The sequence below is a fragment of the Pseudonocardia wallangbongensis genome, assembly GCF_054486945.1.
In genome coordinates, this window is record NZ_JBRERS010000006.1 from 151,524 (window position 1) to 177,944 (window position 26,421).

At 73.3% G+C, this 26,421-nt stretch carries 1 protein-coding gene (cut by a window edge); it reads right to left on the reverse strand.

Features of this window, described 5'->3' with window-relative positions; all coding sequences use genetic code 11:
- Window positions 1-26,421, reverse strand: partial view of a preprotein translocase subunit SecA gene (locus ACU436_RS22935; protein ID WP_459028497.1) — the 3' portion only. Its footprint extends 1,923 nt past the window's final position; only the last 26,421 of its 28,344 coding nucleotides appear in the window; its start codon lies beyond the right edge, outside the window — the gene reads right to left on this strand; the stop codon is at window positions 1-3.

Sequence of the window (26,421 nt, forward strand, 5' to 3'; positions counted from 1 at the left end):
TCAGGCCGGCCCGACGGCGCCCTCGGGCCGGTGCGGACCCGGAGGCTTGCGCGCACCGGTATCCGGGACGTCGCTGTTGCCTGGTAGCTCGGTCCGCGGTTCGTCGGGTGGCGGACCACGGGCCGCGTTGCGCCGGTCCGCATCGTCCCCCGGCGGCAACAGCCCGCGGTCACGCAGCAGTCCCGCCCAGGGCCGCTCGCCCAGCCAGCTCCCGTCGTAGACCGGCCGCTCCACCTCCGCCGGGCCCTGCGCGGTGCGCCGCCCCACCTCGCGCTGGAGCGGCGCGAACTCGGGACGGTCGCGCAGCCACGTCGTGAACGCGGGCCAGTCCTCCCCGTCCGCGATACCGTCGGGCACCGACAGCGTGCGGGTGTACTCGATGGAGGCGGTCGCGAAGCCCAGCGCCGCCTGCACCTCGTCCCGTTCCAGGGTGCTGGCGAACATCCGCAGCTCGAAGGTGCCCTCGTGCCGGACGTTGATGGCACGCATCTTCTTGCCATCGCGCGACCCCTGCGCGTAGGCCGGGATGGCCCGGCGGTCCGAGTCGGTGAATCCGGCGTACTTGACCGAGCTGCGGCGAGCCAGCGCCGTCACATAGCCGGCGTTGCGGTGGATGAACGTCATCCACCGCGCGATGTGCTCCGGCGAGCCGAACCCGGCGCGGCTGACGTGCACGTGCAGGCCCAAGCCGTCCCCGGTGACCCCGAGCCGCTTCAGCTCGTCGAGCAGTTCCCAGGGGAAGTACCGCATCGCCCAGTCGTACGACATCGGGTGCGTGACCATCTCGAATCCCTCGTGGATCGGGATCGAGCCGTCGCGCATGAGATGGGCCAGCCCGCCCAGCCGCCGGTCGGCGTGGATCGCGATCTCCGCGTGCGCCTCCGCCGGAGCGTTGACCTCCAGCTCCAGGCCCAGGTAACGCGGCCCCACGCCGTAGAAGACGGGACTGATGGTGAAGAACCTCGACTCGACCACCCGATCGGCCACCGCCTGTCGCAGCACGGCGTCGGAGTGCGCGGGAACGCCGCCGAACCGCCGCCGCAGCACGTCTCGGCCCACGGCGAGCGCGGTGCGCACCGGCGTCGACCGGCGCGCCGCCGCCGCGGCCTGGAAGTCGTCGGCCAGCGCGGCGGCGTGGGTGTCGTGGCGCGTGCCGGTGTGCTCGCCGCGATTGATGTGGAAGTCCACCTCGTGCATCAGCAGCCGGTGCCACCACGCGGCGAACCCCGGATCGGCGGCGACGAGCCGCTCCGCCACGCGCGCCACCCGGGCCGGCACCGCGATGACGCCGTCGGGCGCGAAGTCCGGATGCCGCCACCCGAACGCGATCAGCACCCCGCCGTCGCCCAGGTCGGTGTCGATGATCCGCACCCGGGCGACGCCCTCCGGTGGGCCGCGAGCCAGGTTCGGGAACTCCTCCCCGGAGAGCGGGCGGGAACCGGCGCGGAGTGCGCCGGGCAGGCGCTCCTCCACCGCATGCCGGGTCTCGTCCGGCAGCCCGCCGATGGCAACGCCGCCCCCGCCCGGCTCGGCGGCGGCCTCGCCGGTGTGGTCGGCGGGCGATCCGGGTCCGGGTTCATCGTCGTCGGCCGGCGCCGGGTCGTCCGCCACCGTCACCAGCCAGCCGCCGGACCGGCGCTCGTGCAGCCAGACCCGGGCGCCGTCGTCGATCAGGCGGCGGAGTTCCCGCTTGGTGACCGGGCGGCGTTCGCCCTCGGCGACGTGCTCCGCGATCTCGCCGACGGCCAGCGCCCGCCGGTGCCACCTGATGTCGCCGCCGTCGGTGACCATCTCTTGTGCCGCGGCCAGTTCAGCGGCCATGGCATCGGGCAGCCTGCCCTCGTCGATGATCCGGGCGATGCGCGCCAGCCGCTCGTCAACGAGCGCACGCAGGTCCTCGTTGGGCAGGACCGCCCGCAGGACGCCACCACGGTCGATCAGGTCGTGGAGCTGGGCGAGAACGTCCTGTTCGGTGAGCCTGCCGAAGACCTCGGGGTGGCGGTGGATCATCCAGGCGAACGGGTCGACACCGAACGGCGTGGCGCGCAGTCCCTCGTCGAAGTCGACGTGTACCAGGGTGTCGATGGTGGTGTCGTTGTCGTGGACCTGCCGCAGGTTGATCCACGTGAACCCGCCCCAGTCGCCGAGCAGGGCCCCGATCCCGTACCGGACGGCCAACTGGTCGCGCAGGGACCCGCTTTCCAGGGCCATGAGGTCGGGCGGGATACCCGTGATGAACTCGGCGACCTCGACGACCTCGCCCGCCCGGATCAGCGTGCGGCCCCCGCCCTTGATGTCCTCCACCGCGACCGCCGCCCATGTGCGGGGGCTCGGGATGCCCGCCACCCGGTACACGGCGGCGGTGGCGAGCGAGGCGACCAATCGTTCCTCGGTGTCCGGGTGCTTGATCACGAGTGTGCGGTCGCCTGCGCGGAACTTCATGACCTTGGTCCGGCCCGACATTGTGGTCTGCGTGGGTGCCAGCGGCCCTGCGTAGGTGAGCCCGTCCGCGCGCAGCGGCCGCACCGGGAGACCCGACGGCGGAGCACGTGGCCGCCGCACCGCAAGCCGGTCGAGCTCGTGCACGTGGCCCAGCTCGTCGCGGACCACGATCCCCAGCGCGTCCGCCTCCGCCACCACCGCGTGCGGCACGGCCGCGAGCTGGAAGGGGACCTCGAGGATCAGCTCGCCGCGCAGCCGTTCACCGATCTGCCTGTCGCCGAGGTCACGTCGGTTCGAGCCGGTGTCGGCGATCCGGGTGCCCTGGTTGTAGTGCGCGACGAACTCGTGCAGGTAGCCCAGCGCCGTCGCGAGCTTCACGTCGGCGAGTTGGGTGTGCTTGCGGGAGACGATCTCCTTGCCGGGGAGGTAGGAGTCGACCCGGCGGTAGCGACCCTTGCGGGTCTTCGGCTCGACGTGGACCTCGTTCGCGCCTGCACGCGCGGTGAAGTACGGTGCGCGGCGGGCGTTGAAGGTGTTGCCCCAGTCCTCCCGGAGCCGGTACCCGGCGGGTGGCCCGCGCGGAGTGGCCGCGCCCGAACCGGGTCGCGGCGTGTCTCGCTCGGCCCGGGCGGCGCGCAGGGCAGCGGCGAACAGCTCAGCGTGGGCGTCGTGGTCCTCGCCGATGTGGTTGGGGAACATCGCGCCGCCCGGCAGGTGGAAGTCCCGCTCGTGGGCGAGCAGGCCGTGCCACCAGCCGGGGTCGAGGCGACCCGCCGCGACGTGCTCGGCGATCTCGTCCAGCATCGCCCGGGTGATGACGATCGCGTTCTCGTCCGCCCACCCGAACGCGATCGGCTCCAGCCCGGGCACGGGCAGTTCCCCGTTCAGGACCAGCACCGTGATGCCCGGCGGGGCCCGCAGCATCGGCAGGCCCAGCCGGTCCAACGAGACCATCTCGTCCCGGCGGAAGGGCAACTGGCGCAGTACCGCACGAAGCTGCTGCGGCGTCGGCGGCGTCAGCGCCACCGCCCCGCCGCCGTGCCCCTCCTCCGCGGAGCGACCCAGGCCGACGGCCTGCTCACTGAGCCGATAGGGCTGGTCGCCCAGGAACTCCCGGACCTCGTGTAGCTGACGGGTGTCCAGGCCGAGCCGTTCGCGCAGTTCCACGGGCACCAGCTCGGCGAAGGCGGCGGCCACCGCGCCCCGGACCGGGTCGCCGGCGTCGATCGGCCCGCGATACCCGTGGTCCTCGTCGTGCCGTCCCGGCACCGGGCCGGTGGCCGAGGCCCAGTGGAGGAGGATGGTGGCGAGCTTGATCAGCTCGTCGTTCGCGGTTGCTGCGGGTACCGGCAGCGGCCCCCCGGCCAGGTACCACTCCACCGCGAGCGGCCCCACCAGCCGGCTCACGGCATACGTGGTGTGCACGTTCTTGGGGGTGAGTCCCCGGTTGCCCCATTGGCCTTCAAGGGTCCGCTGCACGTCGCGGCGCACTTGCCGGGCGTCGCGTCGGGACAGCCGCATCCCGTCGATGACGGTGTCGAGGTCCTTCATGGCGCGACCGAGCAGCGGCTTGATCGTGTCCGCGGTGACGGTCGGCTGGGGAACTCGGCCCAGCATGGCCAGGTAGCGCTGGTCGAGGTAGAGGGCGATGAACCGCTGCCAGACCGGCCGGGTGGCGAACAACGCGACCAGCCGATCCCGCTCGTCCCGGTGATCGGCGATGAGCCGCCATGCGTCGTCCCAACCGGACTCGCTGATCTCGGTGAGCATGCGGCCCGGCACCCAGTGCCGGGGCTGCTGCTGCTCCGCGTACGAGATCGACTGGCGCCCGGCCACCCGGCCGACGAGCTCACCGAGGATCCAGCCCTGTTCTCCGGTGAACCCGTCCCACTCGGCGTACAACACCTGGGTGAGCACGTGCAGGACGCCCCAGGCGTCCGTGGCGTGGACAGCGAGCTCGTCACCCTCGGAGCGAGCGAGCGCCGTGACCTCCCGGCCCATCGGGTCGACGACCGGTTCCGCCAGCAGGTACACCCGCACCGGCGGGACGGGGCCCTTCCGGTCGAGCGGCTGCCCGCGCAGGAGTGCCTGCGTGTCGGCGACGTACCGGCGGAGCACCTTGCGCTGCTCGGCGAACCCGTGCGGCGTCGTCACGACCCACATGCCGAGCTTGCCGTCCGGCTCCAACTGGTCGGCCCACTCCTCCCGCGTCGGCCGGTCCAGTTCGACGGCATCGGGCAGGTTGACGGTCCCGTCGGTCGCGAACGCGGAACCAGCGGCGACGCGGGCGGCGTCGAAGTGCAGCGCGCGTTTCGGACGGAACCCGACCCAGCCGACGCCCCCGGCCGGCGGCACCGGGGCCGCGGTGTCCGGCTCCGTCGCCTTGGTCGGTAGTGCCGTCGCGGCGGGCAGCTGGTGGCGGGGTACCTCCACCAGCACCAGCCGGCCCACCCCGCCGTAGCGGCTCGCCGGGACCAGCAACGAGCGCAGGTCGTCCGACACGGTGTCGATGAGGGCCCTGACCGCCCGCTCCTGCAACACCACCAGGTCGGCCGGCTCGGTGAACCGGCCCCATACGACGTCGCGCACCGCGACGTACATCAGTTCGGTCCAGGTCGGCCACACCCCGGCGTGCTCCGTGCGGGCCCGCAGGTACCGCAGCTCGACCTCGATCTCCCACAGCGGCGCCGTTCCCTTCTCCGCCTCCCGCAACGCAGCGGTCAGCTTCTTCCGCTGGGCCTTGGTCAGATCCGTCATCCCGGCCACGAGCTTCCGCAGGCCGACCAGCGCGGTCCGGTACTCCTCGCGCAGCTCATCGGCGGCCGGATGGGGCACCCGTCCGTGCTCGATGGCCGCGTCGTGGAACTCCTCGGCATAGGCGAGCACCAGATCCCGCCACCGACCGGTGAAGCGGCCTGCGATCTCGGCACGCACCCGCGCGTGGTCCCACACCAGCAGCATCCGGCCGGAAGGGTTGGACTGCGCCAGGCGACGCAGCTCCAGCACCGCGCGCGCGGTGAGCCACCCGGGCCGCCGCTTCCACGACTCACCCGGATGGTCCGGGCCGTCCACCAGCCGCTCGGCCAGCACCGCGAGCACGTGCGCCTGCCCGGTCGTGAAGTCCAGCGCCGGGGCGAGCACGCCCGCGACGAGCCCGTACAGCAGACCGACCTCGTTCGAGGCGAAGACGTTCATCACGCCGTTCTCCTCGGCGAACCCGGCATCCGCAGTCAGGTTCAGCACCAGATCGGTCATCAGCGCGGACTCCGCATCGGCCAACCAGTGCAGCCGCGCCGGTTTCGCCCCGGCCCACCGCGCGTCCAGCGGCTCGCCTCGCAGGATCCGGATGGCGGCCTCCACCATGGCGCGCAGCTCCGCGGCCTGCTCGGTCGCCGACGCGGGCACCTTCGTCACGCGCAGCCGCCGTTCCAGCTCGTCGGCGAGCCTGGCCCGCTGACCCGGGTCCAGCTCGTCGCCGGTCAGCAGCCCGCCCTTCCACCACCCCTCCAACTCGCTGCCATGCGGCTTGCGGATCCCGGCCGGGCCGTGGTCCCTCTCGTGGCGAGCGCGGCTCAGCGCGGCGGCAAAAGGACTCGCGTGCGCGTCGTGACGAGGGCCGGTGTGCTCGGGGAAGTGCGCGCCACCGGGCAGGTGGAAGTCCCGCTCGTGTTCGAGCAGCTGGTACCACCAGTCCGCGGTGAGTCGTCCGGCTGCCAGGTGCGCGGCGATCTCGTCCAGCATCGACCGGGTGATCACCACGACACCGGCTTCCGCCCAGCCGAACGCGATCACACCGGAGACCGGGAGGTCACCGTCCAGGACCAGCACGCGGACACCGGGCGGGCCCCGCGGCATCCGGTGCGGCAGCGCGTCCAACGGCGTCATCCGGCCCGCCCGGCCGCGCACCGCACCGAGTACGTTCAGCCGCTCGGTCTCCGACAACGGCCGCAGCGCCACCGGGCCGCCGCCGGCAACCGGGGTGGCCGGACCCGCGATCTGCAGGACGGCAGCGGTGGTGTCGTCGACACCGCCCTTCGCGGCGGCCGCGTCGACCAGGTCGGTCGCGACCTTCTCCGGATGGGTGGAGGAGGGGCCGATCGCCTCGGCGAGATCCTTCGGCTCGGTCAGGTAGCGCCACAGGCCGTCGGTGGCCAGGACGAGCGTGCCCTCCTCGCCCGGGGTGCGCTCGCCGAACGTCGGCTCCGGGTGGTAGTCGCCCGCGGCGTAGCGGGTCATGGTGCCGCCCTTGGTGATCAACCCACCGCGGCTGTGGTCGACGGTCCAGAGCGCGCCCCTGTCGGCGGGACCGGCGGCCGGGAGCCAGTAGGCGCGCGCGGTGCCGACGTGGCTGGTCGTGATCGTGCCGTTGGTGGCGACGTAGGCGGCCACGTACGCCACGGCCTGGTGTCCGGTCTCGGGCCGGTAGGCCGCGACCAGCGCGGCGACACCCGCCTTGTGCGCGTCCTCCAGGACCGTCCTGGGAGCGCGGCCGGCGACCCGCACGACCTCGTCGTAGAAGGCGTTGGTGAACACCCAGGCGGCCGGGTCGGAGCCGGGGTAGCTGAAGACACCGTCGACCACGACGGCGACCCGGCCGCGGTCCGGCAGCGTGATGACGCTGGCCGCGTCCTGGTTGCGGCGGTTGCCCCGGCCCCGGTGGGTAACGGCACCCGGGATGAGGTGGTCCTCGCCGAAGGGGTGGGCGGCCCAGTCCGGTCGCGGGATCACGGGCCCGGCAACGGGCCGCTTCCGGGGGCTCTGCGCCTTGAAGATGTCCTCGTGGGTGGAGCGCAGGTGCCGGGCGGCCTTGCGCGCCTTCTCCATCGCCGACCAGCCACCCACGGTGCGGAAGAGCTTGGACTGCCACGCGTAGTCCCGGTTGAGGTCGTGGCGGATCAGCATCAGGCGGGCCTCGTCGAGTGCGGCGCGGCGTTCCGCGCTGCCCTTGGGCAGCTCGTCCAGCAGCTTCCGGATCCGGTTCAGCTCGCCGGTGATCTCCTTCAGCCAGAACACCGCGGCCGGAGGCAGCGGGTCGGAACCGGGGGCGCTCGTGCGGGCCCGGCGCGCGGCCGACAGCGCGCGGTCGACCTGATGCGGGTAGGACCCCACCACGTCCAGCTCGGTCTCGGCCTGCCGACGGGCCTCGGCCAGCTTCCCGTGCTGCTCGGCCTGCAGGACGCGCACCGCGTTCTGCAGCGCGACCGCATCCTCGGGCAGGCCGTCCGGGTCGGGGAGGGCGTGCTGCTGGTCGAACCGGAACCAGCCGGTCCGCAGCGCCCCGTGGTAGAGCCCGGTGGCCCGATCGGTCTCCCGCAACAACGCCCTGAGGTGGCGCCGGTGCCGGCCGGGCAGCACGGCGTGCCGCCACCGCTGGACCGCGAGGCCCCCGACCGCGGTGCCGAACCGGACCAGCGCGTTGCGCCCGGCCAGCGGCCAGGCCCGTCGTCCCGGCGGATGGCCGATCGCGTAGATCAGCCGCTTCACGCTCCGGACCGCGATGGACCAATCGTCGCGCCAGCCGTCGCGCCAGTACCGGAACGCCAGATCACCGTTGCGCAACAGGTCGTGCAGCCCAGCGACCGCGTCCTTCTCCTCCTGGGTGGTGCCGCCCGCCGGCATGGTGTCGCCGAGTAGCGGAGCGAGCTCGGCGGCACCGGGCAGCCCGGCCGGACCCGCCCGGACGGCGTAGCGCAGGTTCGGCGCCACGCCACGCCAGAGCGCGACCAGATCCTTGTCCGCCCGGTAGCCGCCGGCCGGGTTGCCGGCGAGGGCCCCCGCCTCGGCGAGCCCAGCCAGCGCCTGCTCCCAACCCGTACCGCCGTACACCCGTTCCAGCTCCGCCGCGGTCACCGGGCCCGGCAGGCCGACGACCACCAGCAGCTTCGCCAGCACGGAGTCCAGCTTCGGGTCGCCCGGCACGGCGCTGACCGCCCCGTCGATCGCGGTACGCCACTCGTTCTGGGCGCGCTCGCGCGCCTCGCCGGAGAGGCGGGCCTCGATCGACAGCAGCGCCGCTTCCTCCAGCAGCCCCATCACCGCGGCCAGGGCCTGCATCTCCACGGCCCGGGCCGTGCTCGCGCCGGGCGTCTTCACAGCGCGCGCCGCCTCCTCCTGATCGGCGTTGCCCTCGACGCTGCGTCGCCGTTGGTCGGCGAGCTGAACCACCATCTCCAGCGGGTCGTGCGGCGGCCTGGTGATGCCGGCCAGCCGGAACTCCAACTCCCGCAGCTCAGCCTGCGCCCATGCCAGATCGGGATGATCCTTCTGACCGGTGTCCAGGTAGTAGGACTTGATCAACAGCAGGAGTTCCTTGCGCCGCCCGTCCAGCAGGTCCTTCCGCAGGGCGTTGCGCCGCTTCAGGGCGTCGGCCAGCAGCTTCGCCCAGACCCGGTGGCCGGCCTCCGGCCGGTCGGTGCGGTCGGTGCGGGTGTTCAGGTCGGACCGGGCCAGCTCCCAGAGCTTCTCCGCCAGCTCGCGCTGGAAGTCGATGGCCTTCGCGGCCGCCTCGGCCTCGGGGTCGCTGCTCCTGCGCAGCTGCGCTGCCGCCGCGGTGAGCGCGGCAGGATCGGCTGCCAGCAACGGCACCACGAGCTGGACCGTCGCGACATGGTCATCCCGGCGCTTCTTCGCCTCCTCGTGCTCGGCCCGCATCACCCTGTTGATCTCGCTCCCGGCGACGGTGCTGTCGGGCACCGCCGCCCACTCGGGAAGCGGCTCGTGGATCGGCGCGGACATCCGCTTCCACAGCCCCTGCGCCAGGTCCGGTACCAGCGCGGAGTCGAGGTCGCGGCCGGAGAACCCGAGCTCGCCCAGCACGATGCCGAGCTGCTTCTGGTAGGCGCCGGCCCGTTGCAGCAACGGGTCGCCACCCCAGTAGGGCGGCCGCGGCGGCAACCGCAGCTTCCGGGAGCTGCGGTAACCGAGGTACTTCCACCGGAACTCGAGCGGGTCCCGGACGAGCTTGTTGAGCACCCACACGACGCCCGCCACCAGGACGAAGCGCACCACGATAGCGGTGAGGGAGTCGTTCGCGGTGATCCACGACTTGCTCACCCAGGAGAGGTTGATGATCACCGACGCGAGCCCGGCGAGGATCGGGTCCGCCGCCTTCAGCATCGTCACCCGCTCGTCGACCGGCGAGAAGTTCTTCGCGTCCAGCCAGATCCGCCACCAGAACCGCTGCCACGGGCCGAGCCCCGACACGTCGCCGCTGCGTGCGGTCGCCTTGATCTTCTTGGCCCGGCGTTCCGCGAACGGCACGAGGCGCTTGCCCACCCAGACGTTCGCGTACTCGGCGATGATCGTCGGCAGGGCGTAGATCATCGTTGCGATGGCGAAGGTCTGGACGAACTCGGTCAACTGCGCCGGGAACGGCGCCACCCCGAGGGACTGGATCACCACGAAGATCAGCCCACCCAGGCCACCACCGATCACCGCCTTGATCGCGCGGGTGAGGAAGGTGTCCTTGGCCTGTGCCGCAGCGTTGACGACACCGAAGCCCACCGCCACCAGGACGAGGAACACCGGGTTCGCGATCAGCTGGAAGGCCCGCGCCACCGCGATCCCACCGGAGAACAGCAACACCGCGGTGGCCGAGAACAAGGCCATCCGACGCGGTGAACCGACCTCGATGCCGGAGGCCCGGTTGGCGTACTGGCGGCGCAGCACGTACCGGAAGGCCAGCCCGGCCGACACCAACGGCCCGAGCAGCGCCTTCACCGCGTAGAGGCCCGGCTGGGTGAGGAACTTCGCGTTGAACACCGACCAGGCCAGGTTCAGCAGCTGCCATCCACCCAGGCCCGCCGCGAACCCGCCGAGCGCCGAGAAGCCGATCCGCCTGCCCTGTTCCTTCCACCCCTGCAGCCAGATCTTCGACGGCGGCCCCCGGGTCTGGCGCGGGGTCCACACGGCCCGCACCGCGGCGATCACACCGGCCCCGAGCAACGCCAGCCCGACCGGGCCGGTCACCGCCGCGGCCGCGACGATCCCGAGCTGGGCACCCAGCCACAGCCCCACGCCGCCGCCGATCGCCAACCCGCCGAACCGGGCCCACCCCGGCCGGTTCCGTTCGGCCAACAGCTTCGTCACGCGCGTGGCCGACAGGACGCGCAGCCCGAACCCGAGTGGACCGCGCCCGCGCTCGGCCCGGCCGATCGCGCTCTGCGCCCGGCCCTGCGACACACCGGCCGCCCTCGCGATCGTCACCGCGTCCCTGGCGGCTGCCTCCAGCCCGGCCTGCATCGTCTCGCGGACGCCGTGTGCGGCGGCGAATGCCGGATGGAGCCCGTTGAACAGGTCCGCGACCGCGGCAACGGTCAGATCGACCTCGAGGTCGGGAGCCACCCCCGGCGGGGGCGCGAGCAGGCTGAGGTCGGCCCGGCCCACCCGCTTCACCGTCCGGCGCACCGCCCGCCACGGCAGGTTCAGCGCGGTCGCGAGCTCCTGGACGAGCCGCTCGCGGCTCCGTTGCGCGGCCCGCGGCATCGCAGCGTTGCGGGCCAGCACCCACCCGATCCAGTCCAGCTCCTGGTGCCCGATCGCCCGTGCGGCGCGGCGCCGCTCGTGGTTCAGCACCCGGTCGGCCTGGCCGCGGCGCATCCGCGCCACGGCGACCCCGGTGACCTGGCGCAGCAGCGCCCACTCGCCCCGCCAGCGGCGGACCGTTCCGTCCCGCAGGGCGACCAGGCGTTCGCCGACCCACTTCCAGAAGTCGGTCCAGCCCGTGCGCAGCGTGGTCCAGCGGTCGCTCGCCCAGGTCTGGACGGCCTGCCCGGCGGCCCGGGCCCGATCGCGGAGCTTCGGCGCCGGCATCGCCTTGATCTCCGCCCGGGGCAGGCCGGTCGCGCGGCGCACGGCGCCGACGCGGGCTCCGGCCGTGCGAGCCTCCTCCGCGGCGGTGCGGACCTCGGTCTCGTACGTGGCGCGGGCGTTCTCCAGGTGCTGGGTCCTCGTGGCCAGCGGCCCCAGGGCACTGCCGAGCGCGGCGGACCGGCCGGCGACCGCGGTGCGGGCCCGGTCGAGCAGCTCGGCTTCCGGCAGGTTCGGGTCGGCAAGGTCCTGCGGCAGGGTGGCCCGACCGGCCAGCGCCGGGTCGGCCACCCGGGCCAGCACCCGCGCGTGGGGCAGCTCGAGCGCGGCAGCGAGCGCGTCGACGATCTCGTCCTCGGTGCGCCCACCCGGGGTACGCAGCCGGTCGGCCAGCTCGGGCACCCAGCCCAGCCGTGCGGCCAGGTCGGCCCGGTGCCGCGCGATCGCCTCGCGCACGAGCCGCTCGGCGGTCTCCGCCTCGGCGACGGGCGTGCGGAGCTCGACGACCCGCTCGCGCAGATCCTTGCCCGCCTTGCGGCGGCGCGGCCACATCATCGCCGCGGCGGCAAGCGCACCACCGTCGGTCATCCCGTGCCGGATCGCGAGCACGGCCACGACCGCGCCGACGGCGAGGACGATGCCGAACACCGGGCGCGGGTCGGCGAGCAGCCGCTTCCACCACGGGGGCCCGCGCGCCCGCGGCTGCGGCGCAACCGGGTGCGGGTCACCGGTGGTCATGTGGGTGGTGCCACCGGATGTGGGGGGCGGGGTCGGCTGCTGTTGCGGGCCGTGGGCGGTCTGCTGCCCACCACCGCCGCCGAGCACCGGGTTGCCACCGGTCGCCGACGGGCCCGTCGGTCCACCAGGGCCGCCAGGGCCGCCACCAGGGCCGATGATCGCCTGGACCTCGGCGGCCGACAGGCCGGTGGTCCGGGCGATCCGCTCGACCGGCACACCGGCCGCTGCAGCAGCCCGGACGGCGTTCTCCAGCGCCGTCTGCCGCTCTGCATTCCGGTCGACGATCGCGCCGCGCCGGACCCCGACCGCACCGACCGCGTCGTTCAGCGTGGTCTCCGCTGCCGTGACGGCGGCAGCCAGCGTGTCGAGCCGCTCCGCGAACGTTCCAGCCGGTGCACCGAGTCCGGCGTCCGGTGCATCGGTGTCGCCCGCGTAGAACCGGACCTCGGCCGGGTCGATGCCCAGCCGCTGAGCCACCTCGGTCGCCCGGTCGGTGGCCGCCCGCGGGTCGGGCAGCTCCGAATCGGAACCGCTGTAGAGCCAGTGCACGCCGCCGCGCTGCAACCGCTCCAGCGCGTCGTCCGCGGCTGGGAGCGCTCGCCGGTCCTGGGTCAGGGCCTGCTGGGCGGCCTCGACCGGGCCGTCCAGTCCGGCCACCGCCGTCCGCAGGTCACGTACCGCGGCGCGGCGCTCCCGCGCTGCCGCGGCCCCGGTCCGGATCGCCTCGGCGCGATCGCGTACCGCGTCGGCCCCGCTGCGCATCCCGCCGTACATCCGGCCGACGAACGCGGCTGCGGCGCGGACCGGTGCAAGAAGGTTCAGGACAGGCGGCGGGCCGCGGTTGCGGATCAGGTGGACCGCGGCCACCACGAGGGCGCCCACCGCGACGCCCGCCACGACGAAGGCTCCGATCGCCGGGACGGCGGCCCCGCCGAGGACGGCAGCCACCCCGCCGACCGTGCCACCGGCCGAAGCCAGGCCGACACCCGCGCGCACCGGGAACCGGCCCGGTGTGCTCGGCGAGGTGCCCGGCTCGGCGGGCGGTGCGTTGAAGGGCGGCTCGCCGGCGCGGGCGCGGATGTGCGCGTCGAGCAGCAGCAGCGAGACCCGCTGCCCCACCCCGACCACGGGCGACCGTTGCCGCAGCGCGCCTGCGGCGTGCGGGATCAGCGTGGCCAGTTCGTCCTCGGTGATCTGGCCCGCCCGCGCCCGGACGAGCAGGTCGAGGGTGGCCACTGGCAGGGCTGCCAGCTCCGCCCGCGTGATCCGGCCGGTCTCCAACCGCTGCAGCAGCAGGCCGGCCAGCATGTCGAGGTGGTCGATCCCGAGGATCTGCCGCAGCTCCCGGATCCGGGCGAACGTCGCGGGCAGGTCCGTCTCGGCGGGCACCCCGGCCGCGATCCGCAGCGCGGTGAAGAGCTCCTCGTGGGTCCACTCGGCGCGGCCGGCCAGTTCGGCGGCCACGTGCGCGTCGACGGTGTCGCGGCGCCTCGGCACCTGGGTGTCGTCCAGGGCCTTCCGCAGCGCCCGCCGCGCCTTGTGGGGCAGGCCGAGGCGATCGAACTCGGCGGGCGGCAGGGCGGCGAGCTGGGACACGGAGGTGATCCCGCGCTCCAGCAGCGCCTCGTACACGGCGTCGGCGTGCTCGGCGGGCAGTCGCCCGAGGAACTCCTCGATCCGGTCGTCCCAGTCCCACAGTGTGCGCCGCTCCAGCGGGTGCAGCCCGTCCTCGATCCCGCGCAGCGCGTCGCGCACCCGCTGCCACCGTCCGGGGCCCGCGTCCTGCTCGGCGAGCGCCTGCGCGCGGGCCCGGGTCTCGGTCAGCACGCCGCGGCCGGCGGACTCCTGCCTCCCCAGCAGCTGGTTGTTGCGGATCTCGCGGACGAGCTTGTCGATCACCGTACGCAGGAACCAGTCGATCCCGGCCGGGCCGTCGACGGGGACGTCGAGCCGTTCGGCGATGCGTTCCCGGGACTGGCCGCTCGCGTAGTCGAGGAACGCCTGCAGCTCGCGGGGGCGCACCGAGCCCAGGCGCAGCCGCTCCTCCGGCTCCTTCTTCAGCTCGCCGCTCTGCGGCCCCTCGATCAGCAGCAACTCGGCCACCGCCAGCGTGGCGGCGTACTCGGCCTCGCCCATGCCCAGTGCCGCGCGCAGCTCCTGCTCCCGGGCCACGGCGGCGATCCCCGCGTTCAGCGCCTCCAGCCGCGCCTTGACCGCCGCGAGGTCCTCGGCGGTGTACTGGTAGGGCTGGAAGGACCGCTGCGGGATCAGCTCGGCCACCTCGGTGGCCGCGGCCGACGCGGTGTGTTCGAGGCCGGGCTGCACGGCGAGCTCCCGCAGGCGCTCGTTCTTCTTCTTGTTCTGTTCCGGGTTCTCGTCCAGGCCCGGGATCTCCTGCCCGCGCCGGGCCAGCGCGAGCAGCGGCAGGTCGATGCCTGCCGGGTTGGTCGCCCGGGTGGTGAGCCCCTCGTCGAGCTCGCCGCGCAGCACCGTCGGCAGCTGCTTCTCGGTCGTGGCCCCGGTCGTCTGCTCGCCGCTGACCGCCCCGGTCTTCGCGGGTGCGTTCGCGCCGCGCTCCATCATGGCGGCCAGCTCGGCCTGGCGGGTGGCGGTCGCGAACAGCGCGTCCATCTCCACCGAGCCCACATCGATGCCGGTGGTCTCCACGGCCTCGGTCGGGTGTGCGGTGAACTCGCCCTTGCCGACGGGCTGCAGGAGCGGATCGTGCAGTGAGCGGTGCAGCGTCGCGGAGCCGTTGTCGTTCCCGCGTCCCGCGCGACCCCTGGCCTGCATCTCGATGCGGAACTCGGTGGCCTCGGTGAGCACCGCGTGCAGCCCGCCGGCGTCGTTCAGGAGGTCGTGTTCGGCCTTGACGATGTCCTTGGCCAGGCCTCGCGCCTCGCTGAGCAGAGCTTGGTAGCGGGGGTCGCTGTCGCGGAGGCCCAGGTTCTCGCGATGCACGATGCGGCGGGCGATGTACTCGACGTCGCCGCCCAGGCGGATGTCCATGCCTCGGCCACCCTTGCTGGCCACCGTGACCCGGCCCCGCCGGCCCGCGTCGGCGACGATCCGGTCCTCCGTCGCGTGCGGGGTCTTCGCGGTGATCAGCTCGTGGTCGATCTTGGCCTTGCGGAGCATGCCCGAGAGCAACTCGGCTTCGAGGACCGACCCGACCTTCACGAACACCGGCCGTCCGGCGGCGTTCTTCTCGACGATGTCGGCGAGCACGCCCCGCCACTTGTCGGTGGCAGTGAGGTAGTTGCGCGTGTGCTCCACCCGCTCCACCCGGCCATCGCGGGTGATGAACACGACGTCCTTGCCGTAGTGCAGACCGAACATGGCCGCACCCTCGGCGCCGCCCGCGGTTCCGGTCATGCCCGCCCACGGGGTGTCGCCGAGGAAGTCGACGACGGTCATCGAGTCGACCGAGCGGGTGGGTCGGCGGACCTCGACGCCCTCGGCGTACTCGATGGCCTCCTGCAGCCCGTTGCTCCAGCGCCTGCCGGGCAGCGGCTCTCCGTGCTTGTCGACGATCGTGACGACACCGCCATCCGGTCCCGGCGCGACGATGTAGTGCCGGTCCTTCATGACGGTCTTGCCATGTGTGAGGGCGTTCTCCACCCGCCGTACGAGCGGCGCGTTCCTCCGCTTGGTCAGGTCCTTGCCCAGCTCGGACAGGGACTTGATGAACTCGATCCCCTCCGCGGTGAGCCGGATGCTGTTGCCCACGAAGCGGTAGTGGCCCGGCATCCCGTCCTTCGGCGGCCCCAGCTTCTCGGCGACCTTCGCCGCCCACGCCAGATCCTTCAGCGGGATCTTCCGGTTCGCCCCGGGCGCGGCGAGCACGTGCGGGGTCAGGGCCTCGTCGAGCAGGACCAGGTCGACCTCGTCGATGATCCGGAACCCACCACGGTTCTGGTGGATCGGCTCACCCGGCCGGTTGCGGCTGCGGAGCGCATCGAACACGAACTCCGACGCGGTTCCGACGAGGATGTCGGCCCGGTACGCCCGCCGCTTGGCGAGCAGGCCCATCTCCGGCGTCAGCATGTCGACGCTCAGCCCGAGCTTCGATGCGATCGGCCGCACCTCGCGGACCGCGTCGACGACGAGCTTGGTGTTGAGCGTCAGCCACTGCGAGCCCTTGGGGTCCAGCGCCCTGACGGTGAGGGCCAGCGAGGCCGTGAGGGACTTGCCCTCGCCGGTCAGCATCTCGATGACGTCGCCGTCGATGAGCGCCAGTGCGCCTTCTACCTGGTCATGGCGTGGTGCCTTCCCGTTCTGCCGCGAGATCTCGCACGCGATCGCCGTGCACTCGGGCGTGACCTCTTCGATCGTCTTCCTGCCGGACCGGACCTCGTCGAGAAGGTTCTGGAACTTCTCGCGCAGGTACGACGCGGGCTGCTGCCAGTACTCCTTCTTCCAGATGGACACGACCTCGTCGGCCCTGGCCTTCAGCTCGGCCTTGGCCTTCGCGGTCCCAGCGGGCTCACCTTCCGGCGGCGCGTGCTGCGTGGTTCCCGGCTGACCGGCCCCCTTCTGGGTGCCTTCAACCGGCGCGCCCGTGCCTTCGGTCTCGCCGACGGCGGGGGCGTGGTCCGTGGAGTGCCCTTCGGTGCCTGCTCCTTGCGGAACCTCCTCGGTCTCGGTGCTGCTGTGGCTCGTCGTGTTCTTCTGTTCCGGCGTGCCCTGCTTCGGAGCAGGGCGTCCCTCGCCACCGGCAGCCGGAGCCGTCTGGGCGGGGTTGGTCTCGCTGGTGCCCTTGGGAGTGGCAGACCCTTCCGGTGCCGGCGGGGGCAGGTCCGTCTCGAACGGGTTGATCTCGCCCGGATGCCCCACGCCATCCGTGGACCCCGGCACGGGTTCTTCGGTCTTCGGGGCCAGGCCGTCGCCCTGGCCCGGCTCACCCGGCAGCGGGTCGGGCCCGCCGCCGCTGCTCTTGGTCCGGGCTCCGCCCAGGCGCTCACCGGTGGGCAGCGTGCCGGACGGTCCGGGCTGGGTCGGATCGCGGGGTGGCTGCTCGGGACCCGGTGGTGGCGCGTCCGGATCGGAACCGGCCGGCCTCCCGGTCGCGGACGGATGCTCGCCCGTGCGCGCACCGGTGGAGGCAGCCGAGCCGGTGCCGCTACGGGCCGCGCCCCGGTTGGCCGCGCTGATGTCCTCGAGCAGGTTGAGCACGCCGGACGGCAGGGCATGCGGGTTGTTCAGCCCGCGGGTGCCGGGCTTCATCTCGGCGAGCTGACGCCGCACGACCGTGGCGAAGGCGTCCGGGGTCAGCCGGCCCTCGCGCAGCGCCGCCAGGATGCGGCTGTCGACGTAGATGGTGCCGCGCTGGGCGTAGAAGACCAGGTCATCGGGGCCACCGAGGCCGACGACCCGCTTGTTGAGGCCGTCGAGCGCGCACATGCCGTTGCAGCCTGCCGCCTCGATCTCCCGCAACGACACCCCGGACAGGTCCGCGAGCTCCTGCGGGGTCATCCGCACACCGGTGGTGGCGCCGTCGACCTCGGCGATGGCCCGCTGGATGATCGCGTGCTGGACCGGGCTGAGGTTGCCGTCGTTCACGGTGATCGGCCTGGTCAGCACCCGGTCCAGCGGTGCCGCCGCGTACTCGCCGCCGTGGACGAGCTGGTCCCGCATGACGAGGCGCTGCGACAGTTTGACGACGCCCTGCCGGAGCCGGTTCGCCACCTCGTGGCCGTACATCATGCCCAGCACGGACTGCTTGCCCGTGACGAAGTCGGGGATGTCGCGGCCCCACCCCGCGACCGACGCCCTCCCGGCGGCCTGCTTGATCGCATCCGGGTGCACGGCGGTGCCGAACCGCATGCCGAGTACCCGGTAGGCCCATGCCGTGGGCACCAGGCCGGGCGTGAACTCCGACTTCTGCACCGCGCTGCCGAAGATGCCACCCCGGACGGTGTACTTCCCGAGCAGACCGCTCCGGCTGACCACCCGCCCGCCGTAGGCGCCCACGCGCAGCCCGTTCCCCATGCGCCCGAACGTCTCGCCCGCCCGGAAGACGACGCTCCCGGCGGGAATCCCCTTCCCGAGGAGGCCTCCGCCACGGCTGAGCAGGCCCACCGAGACGTGGTCGGCCAGCTTGGCGGCCGGGGCGAGTACACCCTTCGCCGCCACCCCTGCGGCGAAGCGACCTGCCGCGAAGTTCAGCCGCAGCGGCGCCATCGCGACGTTGGTGCCCCACCAGTTGCCCGACCGCAGCAGCGGGCCGCTCACGGCGTCCAGCGCCGGTACGGCGCGGCCCAGCCCGCGGCCCGCCGACGTCATCAGGCCGCGCACCCCGGTCTCGGCGGCCATCCCCGCCGCCGCGGCGCTCGCGCCCTTGGCGCCAAGCGAGATGGCCTTGATGACCGCGCCGGCTCCGAGGAGGACGATCGTCACCGTGCCGACGTCCTCCAGCAACGTCGACACCGGGGCGAAGTAGTAGTCGTCGCCGGCCTTGCCCAGGTCGCCGTTGCTCCCGACCCAGCGGTCGTAGGAGTTCTTGAAGCCCTTGGCGATGCCACCGGTGAGGGGATGTGCCTCGACGTAGCCGTCGAAGCCGTCCCAGCTCTTGGCGGTGACCCAGTTCCAGGCCTCGGTCCCGATGGCCGAGAGCAGGCCCGGCACCGCGTGCACGATGACCGAACCACCGTCGCGGACCAGGTTCTTCATGAACCCGCCGAACGACTTCTTGGTCTCGAGGTCGATGGCGATGTACTTCCCGCCCAGCGCTTCGACGTAGTTGCCGTCGCCGCAGGACGCGATCGTGCAGTTCTTGTTCTCCTCGCCGCCGGGTGCCTTGGTGTGCAGGTGCAGCGGATCGCCGGTGTACGTGCCGTCGCCCTTGTCATCGGCCAGGTCGCCGCCTGCGTGGGCGTACTTCGGGTCGGTGATGCTGAAGCACATCCCGCTGGCGCCCGTGCTGCAGTCGGCGAGGGTGTCGCGGTTGGAGTCGGCGCGGGTGCTGATCGTGCCGCCGCAGGTGCCGTTGCTGTCGGTGCAGTACCCGATCGCGATCGCCTGGCCCTGCTTCTCGTCGTCACCACCCGCGGTGATCGCGCCCACGGTCATCTGGCAGGAACCCGCCGCAGCGGTTCCGCAGAACTTGTTGGCCTTGGCGTTGTTCTTGTCCGACTCGGCGCTGCCCTTGCCGCTGGCGTAGTAGGAGCAGCTCGTGCTGCCCTCGCAGAAGGCGGTCAACCCGAGCTGGCCGTCCTTCGCCTTGTCCGTGTCGATGTAGGCGGCCACGGTGCACCCGCCGCCGCCCGCGGTGGCGTGGCTCTCCCCGCAGCCGGCGCGGGCCTGGGCGGACAGGTCGTCGCCCGTGTACTCCCGCTTGCCGCCCGCGCTGAAGCTGTAGCTGCACTTCCCGGTGTCGGTCGCACACCCGGAGCCGACGATCACGTGCTCGGGGATCTTCTGCGGTATCGCCCGCGCGCAGACGTCGGGGCAGGGCTCCTCCTTGGGCCAGTGCGCCTCCACGTACTTGGCGATCGACACCGAGGCGCAGGGCCCGCTCTGCGCGACGCAGTCGGACTTGCCGCTCCCGTAGATCTTCCCGTCCGGTGCCTCCACCCAGGCGTCGGTGTGGGTCTCGGACCTGTGGCAGACGGCGCCCTCGGACTCGCAGTTGCTGAAGGCCCTGACCTCGCCGCCGTCCGGGTCGAAGCCCAGCTGGCCGATGAGGTTGCAGGTGCCCGCGCCGCCCGAGCACTCGACGTCGAGCGTGCCGACGTGCTTGCTGTGGTCGGTGCGCACATCGACGTTGCCGGTGATGGTGGCCTTCTGGTCGCAGCCGGGGCCTGCCGGGTAGCAGCCGGTCTGGACGTTCACCGCGGACGGGTCGTAGTCGAGCTGGGGCTTCCCGTCCTCGCCGGGGATGATGTTGCCCTTGTCGTCCTTCTTGTAGACCGGGATCTTGTTCCCGTTCTGGTCGAGCTTGAAGCTGCCGTCGGCGTTCTTCTCGAACTTCTGCTGCGCCGCGATCGGCGCGAACACCCCGCTGACCCCGCAGGGCCCCGACACCCGGTCGCAGTTCGAGTAGCCCTTGCCGGTGATCGTCCCGTTCGTCGGGCCACCCGGCTTGAACTGCGCCGGCACCGTGATCTCGCCGTTGATGTGCGCCGCGGACTTCGAGCACAACCCGTTGTTGCCGCTGCTCGCGCAGTCGGCGAAGGCATCGATCTTCCCGGTCTTCGGGTCGTACCCGCCCGACACGACCGAGGAACACCAACCGGCACCACCCGCGCACTTCGAGCTCGCGTCGCCGGTGAGCTTGCCCTTCTCCCACGCCCACTTGCCCTCGGCGTCGGTCCACTGGCTACAGGTCGCGCCCTCGGCCGCGCAGCCGGTGCCGACGACCAGCGTGGGCGGCAGCACCTTGCCGTCCTTGTCCTTCGGCGCGGCCTCGTACAGCAGCACGCCGGCGATCGAGCACGACCCCGCACCCGGACCGGAGCAGTGCACCCCACCGTCGCCGGTCATCGTCTTGTCCGGCGAGGCGCCGTCGATGGTGATGTTGGCGTACTTGTTGTGGCAGGTACCGCCGTCGGTGGCGCAGTAGGACTGCGCCTCCATCTTCCCGGTCTTCGCGTTGTAGACGATCTTCGAACCGGTCGCGCAGGCACCGCCGGAGGCCCGGTCGCCGGAGCAGTTGCCGCCCGCGTCACCCTTCATCCCGCCCGCGGTGAGCGTGTTCGCCGACTGCGTCTCGTAATGCGAAGAACACTTCCCGGTGCCCGAACACGCCGCCTGCGCGATCGCGTGCAGCTTGTCGACCTCCACCGCGGCGACCGATCCGCAGGACCCGCCGGCGCCCCCACCCACGCAGTCGGACTGGGCCTTGGCGTGCTGCCCACCCACCGTCTTCTCCGCGAAGGCGTGGCTGGAGTAGCTGGCGGTGCAGTTGGCCGCGCCGGAGCAGCCCGCCATGGACTGCGCCCAGCCCTTGCCCGCCTTGGCGATCGCGTAGACCGACACCCCGCCACCGCCGGGGCCGCTGCCACCGCCCGACCCGGACGCCGAGGCGTTCGCCGAGCTGCGGTGCACACCGTCGTCGTAGGAAGCGGAGGACGCGGCGTGCCCGGCGTAGCCCCAGTGGCAGTTCGCCGCGCCGGAGCAGGATGCGCTCGCATTGGCGTAGCCCGGCCCGGCCGAGGCCTGCGCGGTGACCGACACGCCACCGCCGCCCTGGCCACCGCCACCCGAGCCGTAGCCGTAGGCGCTGGCCCAGTTGCCGCCGTAGGACGCCGACGCAGAAGCCGAGGCGCGGTAGGAGTGCACGCAGTTGGGCGCGCCCATGCACGACGCGGATGCGCTGGCGAAGTCCGGCCCGGCCGAGGCCTGCGCCGACACCGCCACCCCACCCGAACCCTTACCGCCGCCACCGGAACCGCTGGCGTAGGCGCTCGCGGAGTTACCGCCATAGGCCGCCGACGCGGCCGCGTGCGCGCTGTAGGAGTGACTGCAATGCGTGCCCGCGCTGCCCTGGCAACCCGCCATTGCCTGAGCGCTGCCGCCCGACGCCTGCGTGTCGGCGAAGGTCGCGACGTACCCGGTTCCAGTGGTGCCCGAGCCCGACCCGGCCGCGCGCGCGGCGGCAGCCGCGCCGCCACCGCCCGCCGCGGACGCGCTGCTGGCGCGGTAGCTGCGAGCGCAGTCCACGCCCTTGCTGCCGGTGCAGCCCGCGCCCGCGACCGCGCTGTTGCCGGTGGTCTGCGCGGTCGCGGTGGTGGCGCACCAGCCACCGCCGCCACCACCGGTGGCGTTGCAGTGCGAGCCCGCGGCCGCGTGGCTGGCACCGGTGCTGCTGGCCGCGTTGCTGTCGGCGATCACCTCGTGCCGGCAGTCGGCGCCCGCGCTGCCCTGGCAGGCCGCCTGGCCCATCGCGCCCTTGTCGCTGGACTCGGCGGCGGCGCTGGTGGCGCACCACTGGCTGCCCGATCCGCCGTGCGAGCCGCAGCGGGACTCGGCGGTCACATGATTGCCGGGGCTGTGGCTGGTGGCCGCGCTGACCACGGAGAGCCTCTGCCGGCACACCGCACCGGTGCTGCCCTCGCAGGAGACCGCCGCCTGGGCCCCGTCCTCGGTGGCCCCGACCCGGTTGGAGCCCGCGCAGCTCCCGTTCGTCCCCGCCGTGCAGTCAGTGTGGGCGGACGCCGCGTTGACCTCGGCGGAGTCCCTGCCCGTGGTCGCGTGCCGCGCCGCGCCGTCGGTGTGGGTGGCGCAGCCGGTGCCTGCGCACCGCGCGAGCGTCTCGGCCCAGTCGCGCGCGGCGGATCCGCTGGTCTGCGCCGCGCACGCACCCGCGCTGGCACAGGTGGCGCGGGAGCTCGCGTGCGCATCGTATGCACCCGCGGCCGTGGTTGCGCTCGCTGCGCGCGCAGCACAGCCGGTCGCCGTGCCGTTGTCGCAGGCGACGTTCACGCCTGCGGAGGTGGTGTTGAAGCGCTCGTCGGGCTCGGCACCCTGCGCGGCGCGGACGGCGGACGCGTTCGCGCTGATCCGGGCCGCGCACGCGGTGGCGCCGTCGCAGACGCTCGAGCCGGTGGCGGTGCTGTGGCTGCGCCCGGCGGCGGACTCCGCGCTTCCGGTCACCGCGCCGGTGCACCCGATCTCGGGGCAGACGATCTGGGAGGAGGCGGTGGCGTTACCGGACGTGCCGGGGATCCGGTGGGCCTTCTTCCCATCGCCCGCCGTGACACCGGTCTCGCGAGCGGTGGATGCCTCGGCGCTGCTGCCCACCGCACACCCGGTCGCGGCGTCGGCGCAGTGTGCCACGGTCTCGCTGTGGCCGGCGGTGCCACTGGATCCTGCTGTGGTGGCGGCGGCGCAGGCGATGCCGTCGCACATCCCGGATGCGCTCGACCGCGCGAGCGTCGCGGGCGCGTCGGTCACCGGCCTCGCGGCCAGTGCTGCGGCGTCGCGCGCGCCCTCGGCGGCCGTGGTTGCAGTTGCGGCCGCGTCGGCGGCGTCCTTCTTCTGTTGTGCGGTCGCACCCGGCCGGGTGGCGATCCGCGCCGCTTCCCGTGCGGTCGCAGCGGTCCGGGTGGCCTGCTCCTGCGCCTGCTGGGCGGCGGTCGTGCGGTCTTCCTCGACGATGTCGGCCACAACCTGGCCGGTTGCCGAGGTGGAGTCGGTCTGGACGTGGCAGCCGCTCTGCGAGCTGGTGCAGCTGCCGGAGGTGGTGGAGGTGCCGGTCCCCGGAGGACCACGCGCCCCGCCCGCACCGTTCTGCGTGCGCGGTCCGTCCTCACCGGTCGCCGAGCTACGCGCAGTGCCGGTGCACGGCGTGCCGCCGGCGCAGTCCATCGTGGCCGAGGCCATCGACCAGCTCGACGCGCCCGGCACCGTCGGCCCACCGGAGTTCGCGGACGAACCCGGCGCCACCGGAGCCGGCACCGTCGCCGGCTGGTCCGAACCCTGCTGCTTCGGCTGCTGGTCCTGCGCCGGCGCCTGGTCCCCGGTGGTCTCCGAGGAGACCGTGGCGTTCGCGGTCGATCGGGCCTGCACCAGCGGGCGGATGATGTTCGCGTTCGGCTCGGAGGAGGCGCCGGAGTTGGTGACCGCCTGGCACACCCCGCCCGACACACCCCCACACGAACCCTCGGACCGCGAGCCGCGCGGCCGGGCCGACACCGACGGGTCGGTCGCGCTGGCCGCGCTGGTGACCTTGCCGGTGCAGTCCTGCCGGCCCTCGCACCCCATGGACGCGCCCGCGGCCGAGGCCGCCGAAGGACCACCGGGCATCCGCGCGGTGTTCATCACCTGCTGCGCGGTCCCGTCGGCCTGCGGCCCGGACAGCGCCTGGGCCGCGCCCGGCCCGGTCGACGCGGTCGACACCGACTGCACCTGGCAACCACCGGTACCGCCCGTGCAGGAGGCGGTGCCCTCCGACGTGCGCGGCTTCCCACCCGCGACCGCGCCGTCCCAGGCGCTGGTCGTGGTGCGCACCGAGCCCGAGCACGCGGCACCTGCGTCACAGGCCAGGCCGGCGTGCGACGTGGAGGTCGAGGACGGCCCGGACAGCGACTGCCCCGGCAGCGGCCTGCCGGTGTTCGGGTCGGTCGCCACGAAGTCCGGCGCGCTGGAGGCCGCCGAAGCGGTGTCGCCCGAGCAGCCACCACCGGTCACCGTGCACTCCGTCGTCGCGGACGTGCCGCGGGCGTGCGGGGACACCCCGGTGTCCCGCGCACTGGTCGACGAGCCGGCGGTGCCCCCGCACGCGGTGGCCGCGCCGGAACACCGCACCGAACCGCCGGCGTGCGACACGCTCACCGGACCGGACACCACCGCCACGCCCGAGGTCGGGTCGGCATCGGCCGGGTCCCGGTCGGCGACCGTCGTGTCCGCCGCCGTGGAGCAGCTCCCGCCGGCGCCGCGCGCGGAGCAGGTGGAGGTACCGGTGCTGTCCCGCGCCCCCTTCACATCACCGGAGGCGCCACCCGTGGTGGTGCTCGTCCCGGATGCCACACAGGTGGCGGCCGCGCACTCGGTCTCGCTGCCGGCCGTGCCGGACGCCGACAGCTCCCGGGTGGTCAGGGTCTTGCCGGTGGTCGCCGCGGCCAGCCGCTCGTCGTAGGAGGGCTCGGCAGCCCGGTCGGACACCTGCGAGTCGGACTGGACCCCGCAGCCGCCGGCCTTCGCCACACACGTGGAGGACGCCTTGGTGGTACGCACCGGCACCGCGCCACCCTTGGCGGCCGGGGTGCCGGTGACGGTGCCGGTCGTGGCGCTGGACGCCGTGCCGTTGCAGGCCGCGCCGTCGCAGTCCACGTTCGCGCCGGCCGAGCTGGACGCGGTGGCGTCCCCGTCGGTCAGCACCGCGGGTCGGATGCCGCCGTCCCCGGCCACCCGGTCGGCCCAGGAGTCCAGCCTGTCGGCCTGGCTGTCCACCTCGGTGCTGGCGTGGGCCTGGCAACCACTACCCGCCGACTCACACGACGCGGTGCCGGAGCTCTTGCGCTCAGCACCCGCCGCCACGCCGCGCCCGCTGCCCGCGGTGGCGGTCGTGCCGGTGCCGGTGCAACCGGCCTCGCAGTCGACCTCGACGGTCGCCTCGCTGCGGCCCGCGCTGTCGGCGTCCGCACCGTCGGCGCCGGAGCGGCTGCGGGTCGAACAACCACCACCGGCAACCGTGCAGTCGGCCTTGCCGTTGGTGGCCGACTCCGGCCCACCCTGCGTGGCCTTCACCGCCGCAGCAGCCTTCGCGGTGCCGGTGCTGCTCCCGTGGCCGGCGTTGGTGCTGCTGCTCGCCTTGCCCGTGCAGGTCGCGGCGCAATCCACGGCGGAGTCGGCCACCACCTCGTCCGTGGAGTCCTCATCACCCAGGTCGACCTTGCTACGGGTGCCGCAACCGCCCGCGCCCGCGCAGTGCGCGGTGCTGCTACCGGCCCGGCGCGCCTGGTCGGTGGCGGCCGTGTCGTCGTTCATCGCGGCGTTGTTCATCGCGGTGGAAGCCTGCCGCGCTGCCGGCTTCTCGCTGCCCGACCCGGTGCTGCTGCTGTCACACGCACCGCCGCCGGTGTCGCACCCGGCCTCGGCGCCCGCGCGGTCCGCCTGCGAATCGGTGCCGCACACCCCTGTGCACGCCGCCTGCGCCGCGGCCCGTCGATCCGCCCCACCCGGTGGAGCACCCTCCCGGGCCGGTCCGGTCGAGTCCGTACGACATCCCCCGCCGCCGGACTCACACTCCGCCGACGCGCCTTCCCGATCGGCCCGACTGGACTGATCACACCCGGCACCGTCGCATCGGGCGGACGCCTTCGTCACCTCACCGTCGGCACCGCGACTGGACGCACTACTGCCACACCCGGTGGCGTCACACGACGCCTCGGCCGTCGACCCACCCGAGGACGAGGACGCACCACACCCCGACGAGATGCCCGACAAGCACACCCGGCGCTCGGAATCCTTCTTCCCATCCGCGGACTCGCTCGCCGACCCGCACGCGGTGAACGCACCGTCCGACCCGCAGCCGGCCGCGGAACCCTCACCATCCAGGTCGTCCTCCGACACCGTCGACACGTGTCGATCCGTGTCGTCCATCAACTCGTCGGTGGCGTCGTAGACCTCGTCCCGCTGCTTCTCCAGCGCCTTCACGTTCTTCTTGTGCGCGGCCGCGGTCACCGTGCCAGCGGCGACCCGCTTCTCCTCCGCCGCAACCTTCTTCTCACTCGCGTCGAGCTCCTCGTGCCCGTCGACCACCTCGTCGACCAGCTTCGCGCGATCATCGGACAGCCGCGCCCGATCCGCGTCGTACTGCTGCTGGAGCTTCTCGTGCGCGGCGGCCTGCTTGTCGTACTCGGCCTTCGTCGCCTTGCCCGCGACGACGTCCTTCTTGGTCTTCGCCAGCTTCTGCTCGCTGTTGTCGACCTTGATCCGGCCGTCGAGCACCTTCTCGGTCTGCTTCGCCGAGTCGTCGGACTCCTCGTC